Raw genomic sequence first — 8,663 nt, 5'->3', positions numbered from 1 at the left:
CCTACGCCCCCACCATCTCCGCCAGGCCCGACCCCGTCGCCGCCGTCCCCTGGGGCGTCCGGGTCGCCGCCGAGGTCGGCTGGCGGCTGCTGGTGCTCGCGGGGACGGTCTATGTGCTGATGACCGTCATCAGCGCCGTCGAACTGGTGGTGCTCTCCTTCACCGTCGCGCTGCTGATCACCGCGATGCTGGAGCCGACCGTCACCCGCCTGCGGAACCGGGGCGTCCCCCGCGGCCTGGCCACCGCCATCACCTTCATCTCCGGCTTCATCATCATGGGCCTGGTCATCTGGTTCGTGGTCTGGCAGGTCATGGAGAACGCCGACGACCTGTCCAACAAGGTCCAGGCAGGCATCGACGATCTGCGGGACTGGCTGCTCAACAGCCCCTTCCACGTGACCGAGAAGCAGATCAACCAGATCGCCAACAACCTGCGCGACGCGATCGGCGCCAACACCGAAGAGCTCACCTCCGCCGGGCTCGAAGGCGTCACGGTCATCGTGGAGGTGCTGACCGGCATCCTGCTGGCGATGTTCAGCACGCTCTTCCTGCTGTACGACGGGCCGAAGATCTGGGCCTGGTTCCTCAAGCTCGTCCCGGCCCCGGCCCGCGAGGGTGTGGCGGGCGCCGGCCCGCGCGCCTGGACCACGCTCACCGCCTATGTGCGCGGCACGGTGATCGTGGCGTTGATCGACGCCATCTTCATCGGCGTCGGCATCTTCTTCCTCGACGTCCCAATGGCCGTCCCGCTCGCCGTCTTCATCTTCCTCTTCGCCTTCATCCCGCTCGTCGGCGCCGTCGTCTCCGGCGCGCTGGCGGTCGTGGTCGCGCTGGTCACCCAGGGCGTATGGACGGCGGCGATGGTGCTCGTGGTGGTGCTGGCGGTGCAGCAGATCGAGGGCCACATCCTCCAGCCCTTCATCCTGGGCCGGGCGGTGCGGGTGCATCCGCTGGCCGTGGTGCTCTCGGTCGCGGCCGGCTCGCTGATCGGCGGGATCGGCGGCGCGGTGGTGGCCGTACCGCTGGTGGCGGTCGCCAACACGGTCGTCGGCTATCTACGGACGTACAACAAGGAGGCCGTGCTGCGCGCGACACAGGGGCCACACGGCTCCACCGCCGCGGAGATCGCGCCGACGCGGCACGACGAGGGTGTGTGAACCGCCGGTCGGCGCGCCCTGACCGGGGCGCCCCGGCCGGCCTTCACTCTTCGGCGCGTTCGCCCTCCCCGTCGAAGCGCACCCGGCCGCCGACGCGCACCGGCTGTCCGGTCGGCAGACACCGGCCGGGCGCCGGCTCTTCGAGGGCCACGGCCGTCCAGTCCACGACCGGCGGCCCGGCGGGCGTGGGGCGCAGCGCTTCGTAGATGTCGACCGTGCTCGGCGGCCGGCCCGGGGCGTAGGTGATCAGGCTGATGCCGCCGTCCCGTACGGACGGCAGATCGGGGTTGTGCCGCGCCTTGTCCGCCACCACCGTCTCGATGGCGTCCCGCACCTCGGCCGGGTCGCCGAGGCGCCAGTACGCCACCTCCTCGTCACCGGAGTTGCTGGTCCACACGCTGTCGCGCAGCAGCCAGAAGTGCCGGGAGTGCGGGTTGGGGTCCGGGCCCTCGTGGCGCGGCGGGTCGTATGCGTCGTCGAGCGCCTGGGCGCGGTCCTTGGCCACATGGTCCCAGGGGTCGAGCTCCACGGCCCGCAGATAGCCGGCCAGCGCCTCGTCGTGGGCGCCCCCGCATTCGTGGGCCAGCGCTTCGAGGTAGACGGCGAGGTTGTTGTCCGGCTCCAGGGACAGGACGTGCCGGGCCGCGCGGATCGCCTCGTCGACGAGCCGGCGCCCGGTCTCGTCGTCGGCCGGTATCTCAGTGAGAGGGCCCGAGTCCTCTTCCCACCAGGCCCCGTCCACATGGTTGACGATATGGCAGCGGAGCTCGGCACCGGCCAGCACGGCGAGCCCCACGGCCGCCTCCAGGCTCTCGGGGTCCATCCGCAGGGCGCGGGTGTACGCCTCGCGGGCGGCACGGGCGTCGTCCGCCCACTCCTCGTCCTCCGCGCCGACGTACTCCGCGTCATTGGCGACCTGGGCCAGGAGCCGACTCGCCTCGGCCAACGGGGCGGTGTGGTCGGTGTCTTCAGCCATGGCCCGTGACCCTACCGCCGGGGTCGGACATCCGGCGGAGGCATACGGGTATGCGCGAGGGGCGTCCCCACCGGTTCGGTGGGAACGCCCCGTATGCGCCTTGGGCCGGGTGCCGTCAGCCGTTCGCGGCCAGGGTCGCCTCGGCGTCGAGCGTGGTGCCGACCGCCTGCACCACCGCGGCGATCTTGAAGGCTTCCTGGACCGTTTCCCGGTCCACGCCCGCCTTGCGGAGCACCTGCTCATGCGAGTCCAGGCACTGGCCGCAGCCGTTGATCGCGGACACCGCGAGCGACCAGAGCTCGAAGTCGGTCTTCTCCACGCCCGGGTTGCCGATGACGTTCATCCGCAGACCCGCGCGCAGGGTGCCGTACTCCGGGTCCGACAGCAGGTGCCGGGTCCGGTAGAAGACGTTGTTCATCGCCATGATGGCGGCGGCCGACTTGGCCGCGGTGTAGGCCTCAGGGCTCAGATTGGCCTTGGCCTCCGGCTCGAGCTCCGCCAGCACGCGCGGCGAGCGCGAGGCGATCGCGCAGGCCAGCACGGTGCCCCACAGCTGCTGCTGCGGCAGGTTCGAGTTGCCGATGACCGAGCCCAGGTTGAGCTTGAGGTCCTTGGCGTAGTCCGGCAGGGCGGACTTGAGGTCGTCGAGTGCCATATCGGTCAGCTCACTCGCCCGAGAGGAGCTTGACCGGGTCCAGGGTGTCCTCGCCCTTGCTCCAGTTGCACGGGCACAGCTCGTCGGTCTGCAGGGCGTCGAGGACCCGCAGGACCTCCTTGGGGTTACGGCCCACGGAACCGGCGGTCACCATGGTGAACTGGATCTCGTTGTTCTGGTCGACGATGAAGACGGCGCGCTGCGCGAAGCCGTCCTCGCCCTCGACGCCGCAGTCCCGCATCAGCTCGTGCTTGGAGTCGGCCAGCATCGGGAAGGGCAGGTCGCGCAGGTCGGGGTGGTCCTTGCGCCAGGCGTGGTGGACGAACTCGGAGTCGCCGGAGACGCCGAGGATCTGCGTGTCGCGGTCGGCGAACTCGTCGTTCAGCTTGCCGAACGCGGCGATCTCGGTCGGGCACACGAAGGTGAAGTCCTTCGGCCAGAAGAAGACCACGCGCCAGTTGCCCTCGTAGGACTTGTGGTTGATCTGCTCGAACTCCTTGCCGCTCTCCAGCGACACGCAGGCGGTCAGATCATACGTGGGGAACTTGTCACCGACAGTGAGCACGCGCTCTCCTTGCAGCTTGCAGCGGAGGAAACCGTTATGTGGTGGTTTCCCCGGGGTTGGACTGGACCACCCTGTCACACGAGGCATTGATCAGTGAAATAGCTAGACTGGGTGCTGTTGATCGGAGGTGGTTATCAGTTGGTCGCATCGACCGCGCCCGGAGGCAAGCCACGTCAGCCCAGCCTCTCCCAGCTCAGGGCGTTCGCCGCAGTCGCCGAGCAGCTGCACTTCCGCGATGCCGCCGCTGCCATCGGCATGAGCCAGCCCGCGCTGTCGGGGGCCGTCGCCGCGCTGGAGGAGGCGCTCGGGGTGCAGCTCCTGGAGCGTACGACGCGCAAGGTGCTGCTCAGCCCGGCGGGGGAGCGGCTGGCGGCGCGCGCCCGTACGGTGCTGGAGGCGGTGGGCGCGCTGATGGACGAGGCGGAGGCGGCGCGGGCGCCGTTCACCGGGGTGCTGCGGCTCGGGGTGATCCCGACCGTGGCGCCGTATCTGCTGCCGACCGTGCTGCGGCTGGTGCGCGGCCGCTATCCGCTGCTCGATCTCCAGGTACACGAGGAGCAGACCGCCTCCCTGCTGGACGGGCTCGCCCAAGGCCGGCTCGACCTGCTGCTGCTCGCGGTCCCGCTGGCCGCCCCCGGGGTGGTCGAACTACCGCTGTTCGACGAGGACTTCGTGCTCGTCACGCCCCAGGACCACTGGCTCGGCGGGCGGAGCGACATCCCTCGCGCGGCGCTGAAGGAGCTGGATCTGCTGCTGCTCGACGAGGGCCACTGCCTGCGCGACCAGGCCCTGGACATCTGCCGCGAGGCGGGCCGTACGGAGGGTGCCCCGGTGACCACGAGCGCCGCCGGGCTCTCCACGCTGGTGCAGCTGGTCGCGGGCGGCCTCGGGGTGACGCTGCTGCCGCGTACGGCGCTGCGCGTGGAGACGGGGCGCAGTGACCAACTGGCCACCGGCTACTTCGCGGACCCGGCACCCGCGCGCCGGATCGCGCTCGCGATGCGGGCGGGGGCGGCGCGGCAGGAGGAGTTCGAGGCGTTCGCGGGGGCGCTGCGGGAGGCGATGGGGGTGTTGCCGGTGCGGATCGTCAAGGGGTAGCGGGTCAGCCTTTTTGCCGTCCCGCCTGCAACAGCTCGGACACATCGAGGGTGACCTTGGCGCCGATCGAGTCGGGGAGGGTGATTTTCTCCCCCGGTGCGTAGATGCGGTGCGTGTCGTATCCGCTGTCAGCGAGGTCCGTGAGCAGATGTACGCGGCCGTGCTTCCGGTTGACGATCACATAGACCGGGATCATGGCCTGCGCGTATGCGACGACCTTGTTCCGCAGGTCGTTGTTGTGGTTGGACGAGGTGACTTCGACGACCAAGCGGAACACTTCGGGGTCATAGCAGTTGTTCCCGCGGTGGTGCTCGTTGACGTCGGCGTCCACGATCGAGAGGTCCGGAATCGCATAGTCCTCCGGCCCGTTCGGCAGCCACAGGCCAATCCCCTGGACCACCCTTGTTTCCTGCCCGTGGAGGCCCGCCGCGATGAAGGGGATCATGAGGTCGGTCAGTACCTCCGCATGCGACGCATCAGGCGGGGGGGTCACGGTGAGCACGCCTCCGATGATCTCGACTCGATAGCCCGGGAGCTGCTCCATGAGCTTGTTGGCTTCCTCGAGCAAAGTCAGCGGCTCGCGCGGCTCGGGGTCAACGGGCTGCTCGACTGCGGCAGCAGACATGGCGGGCCTCCCAGTGGCTGGTGTCGAGGCAATCATCGTAGGCCGGACCAGCCGCATGTGTCCCGTACCACGGGATTCACTCCAACGGGTGGCATAAACCCCGAAACACCCGACCGCCGGGCCCTTTCCCCAGGTGGGAAGGGCCCGGCGGCAACAAGCGCGCCGATCGTGCGCTACTCCGTACGGAGCCCTTCCGGCCGCATCATGCGCCACAGCGGCCCCATGCTGACCAGGGTCACCAGCAGGATCACGCCCGCGCCGATTCCGGTCATCGTGGTGACGCTCGCCCAGTCGACGGCGATCGGCATGTCGACCATCTTGAGCAGGATCGCCCCCAGGGCGATGCCGCCCGCGACCGACAGGGCCAGGCCCAGGACCACCGGGATCGCGGTCTGCCACAGGACGGACCAGCCGAGAGTCGCGCGGCGGGTGCCGAAGGCGACCAGGACCGAGAGGAGCTTCTTGCGTTCACGCAGCTGCTCCAGCATGGAGACGATCATGCTCGCGCCGATCAGCAGCAGGGTGGCCGAGGCGCCGATGAACAGGCCGCGCTTGATGGTCTGGAACTCGTCCGACTGCTTGGTGCCGCGCAGCTCGTAGATGTCCGACTGGGAAGAGAGCCGGGCGGCCGTGTTGCGGGCGTACTCGATGGCGTCCGGGACCTTCGGGTCGAGCCGGAGCATCATCTGCACCGAGGGCTTGTCCAGGTCGGCGATGTCCAGCGCGCCCGGGGTGGCCAGGATGCCGGAGTGCTCGTTGCCCTGCGGGTCCTTCTTGAGGTCCACGATGGGCGTGGACTTGGGGATGGTCCACAGCAGCGGCTTGCTGCGGGAGGGGTTGTAGTCCTTGTCGAAGCTGAGGTTGACCGTCGCGCCCGGTTGGGTGAAGTAGGTGTCCTTGTCGTCGAACTCGGCGGGCTTGGTGACGAAGACGTCGCCGTCGCGGCAGTCGCCGATCCGCGCCAGCTCCTTCAGCGTGCGGCAGTCGCCGACCATCACGCTCTGGACCGGGATGTCGCCCGGGGCCTTGGCCTTGCTGTTCGGGTCGCTGACCATTCCTTCGGTGACGCCGAGCGCGTCGCGCACGCCCTTGGTGCCGGTGTACTGCGCGATGGCGTCCCGCGCCTGCGCGCCGGTGTCCACCGGGATGTACGCCACCACATCGGCGCGGGTCGGGTCCTGTCCGGTGGAGGTGGTGTTGTCGCTCTCCGCGGCGGCGAAGAGCATGGTGATCGCGATCGCGCCGGCCACCGCGACCGTGATGCCGCTGACCGCGCGCGAGGCGGCGCCGCTGCTGAGCTGGAGCCGCCGGGTGGCGAGCTGCCAGGGGACGGGGCCGCCGCCGAAGCGGTTGACGACGGCTTCGACCAGCCACGGCAGCAGCGCGGTGATGCCGACGAGCATCAGCACCGCACCGGCCGCGATCTGGTAGACGGAGGCGTCACCGCTGTTCCCCGTTCCCGAGCTGAGGCGCGGCAGCAGCAGCGCGAGGCCGAGGACGGGGAACAGCAGCCGCCACCACAGGCGACGCGGTTTGGGCGCGGTGTTGCGTACGACGCCGAGCGGTTCGATGGCGATGCTGCGCAGAGCGATCTGGGTGACCACGACGGCGCAGGTGGGCACCGCGACCATGATCAGCGTGGTGATGGCGGCCGAGGGCTGGACGTCGGAGGAGAAGATGCTGGTGCCGAATACCGCGACCCCGCCGATGAAGTGCCTGATCAGCAGGAAGATCCCGGTGCCGACCGCGAGTCCGAGGAGGGAGCCGACCAGTGCCTCGCCGGCCGCGATCCGCCGCGTCATCCGGCTGTCGGCGCCCACCAGGCGCAGCGCGGCGAGCCGTCGGTCGCGGCGCTCGCCGCCGAAGCGTACGGCGGTGGCGATGAAGATGGCCACGGGCAGCAGCAGCACCACACAGCCCACGACGATCAGCAGCAGCAGGACCGGGTCCAGCTCCTCCTGGGTCGGGGAGTTGACACCCCAGTGGTCGAGACGGCTGCTGACGTCCTCGACGGCGTCGGGGCCGACGCCCGCGTAGTAGAACAGCTCGGCCGGTCCGGCCAGCCCCTCGTCGCCGATGGTGTCGACGATCTTGTAGTCGAGGCGTTCCCTGAGCAGCTTGTTGTCACCGTCGGCGAGCAGTTTCTTCAGGGCGGGGGAGACCACCATCTCGCCGGTCGCGGGGATCCGGTCGACACCCGGGGGCAGGGCCGGCCGGTCGCCGTCGGGCGCCAGCAGGAGGCCCGTGATGTCGGAGCCGCGGTAGGTGGTGCTTCCAAAGCCGAGCCGCACGGTGTCGGGGCCCGGTTTGACGTCGCTCGAGTAGCTGTTCGTGTAGGAGCGGGCGCTGGTGCGGTCGTCGCGCGCCGAGACGATATGCGGGACGGCGGCGGCGATCAGCAGCAGCGCCACGCCGAGCCCGACGCCGACCGCCGTCAGGAGCGTCCTGGTCCAGCTCTCCCGGCCGCCGGAGACCGCGAACCGCGCCCCCGTCGCCAGATCGGCGGCCCAGCGGGCCGGGCCGACCCGCTGGCGGGGCTCCGGGCGGGCGGGCGGCGTCTGGGGCGCCTGGCCCGCCGCGTGGGCGTGCTCCCGCGCCCGTTCCTCCGTACCCCGCAGCGGGGTCACATTGCCGGTGCCGCTCACCGTACGCCCGCCATGTCCCGCGCCTTGCCGTCCCGTACGACGACCTCGCGGTCGGAGTACGCGGCGACGCGCGCCTCGTGGGTGACCAGGACGACGGCGGCGCTGGTCTCCCGGGCGGCCTCGGTCAGCAGCTCCATCACCCGCTCGCCGTTGAGCGAGTCCAGGGCGCCGGTCGGCTCGTCGGCGAACAGCACACGCGGGTTGCTGACCAGCGCGCGGGCCACGGCGACGCGCTGCCCCTGGCCGCCGGAGACCTCGCCGGGGCGCTTGGCGCGTACGTCGCCGACCTCCAGCCGCTCCAGCCAGGCCAGCGCGCGGCTCTCGGCTTCCTTGCGCCGTACCCCGTTCAGCCGCAGCGGCAGCGCGACGTTCTCCACGCAGCTGAGCTCCGGGACCAGCTGACCGAACTGGAAGACGAAGCCGAACTCGCCGCGGCGCAGCGCGCTGCGCCGGGAGTCCGGCATCGCGGACAGCTGCCGTCCGCTGTAGTTGACGGTGCCCGAGTCCGGGGTGACGATCCCGGCGAGGCAGTGGAGCAGGGTCGACTTGCCGGAGCCCGAGGGGCCCATGACGGCAACGACCTCACCCGGGTGGATGGAGAAGTCCGCGCCGTCCAGGGCGGGGGTGGGCCCGTAGGACTTGTGCAGCCCTTCGGCTATGAGGAGCGAGCCCGCGGGGGTCATGGGGTTACCGCCTTGGCGAGTTGGCCGAGGCGCGCGGCGGTGAGCTCCAGCCAGCGCAGGTCGGCCTCGAGGTGGAAGAGGGCGTGGTCGCAGATGAGCTGATCGCTGAGGTCGCCGGTGCGCTTGCGCTGGGTGAGCTCGCGCATCAGGCGCAGATGCTCGGCACGCTGCACATCGAGCAGGTCCGCGGCGTCCCGGCCGGTCATCAGCGCGAGGACGACCTTGGTGTAGAGGACGGACTGGAGGTACGGCTCGGGCT

8 protein-coding genes and 1 pseudogene are annotated in these 8,663 nt (G+C 70.4%); 2 read left to right on the top strand and 7 right to left on the bottom strand.

Going from position 1 to position 8,663, the window contains the following annotated elements; translation table 11 throughout:
- A partial coding sequence (locus tag CCN51_RS07275; protein WP_086859374.1) for an AI-2E family transporter occupies positions 1–1,157 on the top strand: 1,157 nt, incomplete at its 5' end.
- 43 nt (positions 1,158–1,200) lie between these two features.
- Here CCN51_RS07275 and CCN51_RS07270 read toward each other — a convergent pair.
- The 3 genes from CCN51_RS07270 to CCN51_RS07260 form a co-directional block, all read right to left on the bottom strand.
- Entirely contained in the window at positions 1,201–2,133 is a 933-nt protein-coding gene (locus tag CCN51_RS07270; protein WP_014176776.1) for a tetratricopeptide repeat protein, read from the bottom strand.
- Positions 2,134–2,248: 115 nt separating this feature from the next.
- A complete protein-coding gene (locus CCN51_RS07265; RefSeq protein WP_014176775.1) occupies positions 2,249–2,788 on the bottom strand; it encodes an alkyl hydroperoxide reductase in 540 nt (179 codons plus the stop codon).
- Between the two features lie 10 nt (positions 2,789–2,798).
- On the bottom strand, positions 2,799–3,353 hold the full coding sequence (locus tag CCN51_RS07260; protein WP_014176774.1) for a peroxiredoxin: 555 nt from the start codon (positions 3,351–3,353) through the stop codon (positions 2,799–2,801).
- 138 nt (positions 3,354–3,491) lie between these two features.
- On the opposite strand from CCN51_RS07260, the gene CCN51_RS07255 reads away from it, so the two are divergent.
- Positions 3,492–4,451 (top strand): LysR substrate-binding domain-containing protein, encoded by a 960-nt coding sequence (locus CCN51_RS07255; protein ID WP_014176773.1) that lies wholly within the window; start codon positions 3,492–3,494, stop codon positions 4,449–4,451.
- Between the two features lie 4 nt (positions 4,452–4,455).
- Here the strand turns inward: CCN51_RS07255 and CCN51_RS07250 are convergent, their stop codons facing one another.
- The 4 genes and pseudogenes from CCN51_RS07250 to CCN51_RS57025 form a co-directional block, all read right to left on the bottom strand.
- Positions 4,456–5,076 (bottom strand): Uma2 family endonuclease, encoded by a 621-nt coding sequence (locus tag CCN51_RS07250; protein WP_014176772.1) that lies wholly within the window; start codon positions 5,074–5,076, stop codon positions 4,456–4,458.
- A 173-nt stretch (positions 5,077–5,249) separates the two neighbouring features.
- A complete protein-coding gene (locus CCN51_RS07245) occupies positions 5,250–7,721 on the bottom strand; it encodes an ABC transporter permease (RefSeq protein ID WP_014176771.1) in 2,472 nt (823 codons plus the stop codon).
- Positions 7,718–8,404, bottom strand: a complete 687-nt coding sequence (locus tag CCN51_RS07240; protein ID WP_014176770.1) for an ABC transporter ATP-binding protein — start codon at positions 8,402–8,404, stop codon at positions 7,718–7,720. The genes CCN51_RS07245 and CCN51_RS07240 overlap by 4 nt, the downstream gene beginning before the upstream one ends.
- Positions 8,401–8,663, bottom strand: a pseudogene (locus tag CCN51_RS57025) (PadR family transcriptional regulator); the annotation flags it as partial. The pseudogene CCN51_RS57025 and the gene CCN51_RS07240, both read right to left, overlap by 4 nt.

This window comes from Streptomyces milbemycinicus (genome assembly GCF_002154605.1).
Classification (GTDB): domain Bacteria; phylum Actinomycetota; class Actinomycetes; order Streptomycetales; family Streptomycetaceae; genus Streptomyces; species Streptomyces milbemycinicus.
This window is presented reverse-complemented; position numbering and strand designations above follow the sequence as displayed.